The 925-nt window shown below is 61.3% G+C and carries 2 protein-coding genes; both read left to right on the forward strand.

The annotated features are described in order from the left end of the window. Window positions 1-147: 147 nt before the first annotated feature. A complete protein-coding gene (locus U9983_RS02945) occupies window positions 148-408 on the forward strand; it encodes a hypothetical protein (RefSeq protein ID WP_322752532.1) in 261 nt (86 codons plus the stop codon). Continuing rightward, window positions 405-833, forward strand: coding sequence for a type II toxin-antitoxin system VapC family toxin (locus tag U9983_RS02950; RefSeq protein WP_322752533.1), 429 nt, complete (start codon window positions 405-407; stop codon window positions 831-833). The genes U9983_RS02945 and U9983_RS02950 overlap by 4 nt, the downstream gene beginning before the upstream one ends. Window positions 834-925: the final 92 nt, after the last annotated feature.

Raw genomic sequence — 925 nt, forward strand, 5'->3', positions numbered from 1 at the left:
ACCGGGCCTGACCGGCGCGCACGGTCATCGGATGGTCGGTCTCGCAGCGGATAAAAGCGCAATTTACCTCCGAATCGGGATTCTGGAACCTCGCAGGAGCATGGAAGCATCTTGACGCATCAAGTTGAAGACATCATGATGCCTTACATGCGGACCACCTTGACTCTCGATGATGATGTTGCTCGGCTGGTCGAGGAGGCTGTCCATCGCGAACATCGCCCGATGAAGCAGATCGTCAACGACGCACTGCGACGCGCCTTGGCGCTACGCGTCGCTCGGCAAGAGCCGTACCACCTGACGCCGCATGAGTCGGCTGTGCGGCCGGGCTTCGATCCATCCGGGTTCAACGGGCTGGCCGACGAGCTGGAAGACGAGGCGATCCTCGACAACGCACCGCACGGCTCATGATCGTTCCTGACGTCAACCTGCTGCTCTACGCGGTGATCTCCGGCTTCCCGCAACACCCTCGCGCGCACGCGTGGTGGGAACAAACAATCAACAGTCCCGCCCGTGTCGGCCTGACCCAGCCCGCTGTGTTCGGCTTCCTGCGGATTGCCACAAATGCTCGGGTACTCCAGTCACCCCTGGCTGTTAATGACGCCGTCGAATACGTGCACGGCTGGCTCGAGCAACCCAACATCGACCTTCTCGTGCCAGGTCCTGAACACCTGCGCATCGCACTCGAGCTCCTCAGAGAGATCGGCACCGCGGGAAATCTGACCACCGATGTCCAACTGGCCGCCTATGCCATCGAGCACCAGGGCGAAATGCATTCCAACGATACCGACTTCGCCAGGTTTCCCAATCTGAAATGGATCAACCCCCTCCAATAAGAGCGCCCGGCGATAGATCCGGAACAGGTCGGCTTTTCGGCGCTCGACACGCTCGGACTCGGCGTCGGTGCCGGCCGCTCCTCGGCCGTCTA

Source organism: Protofrankia sp. Cas3 (assembly GCF_963555955.1).
Classification (GTDB): Bacteria; Actinomycetota; Actinomycetes; order Frankiales; family Frankiaceae; genus Protofrankia.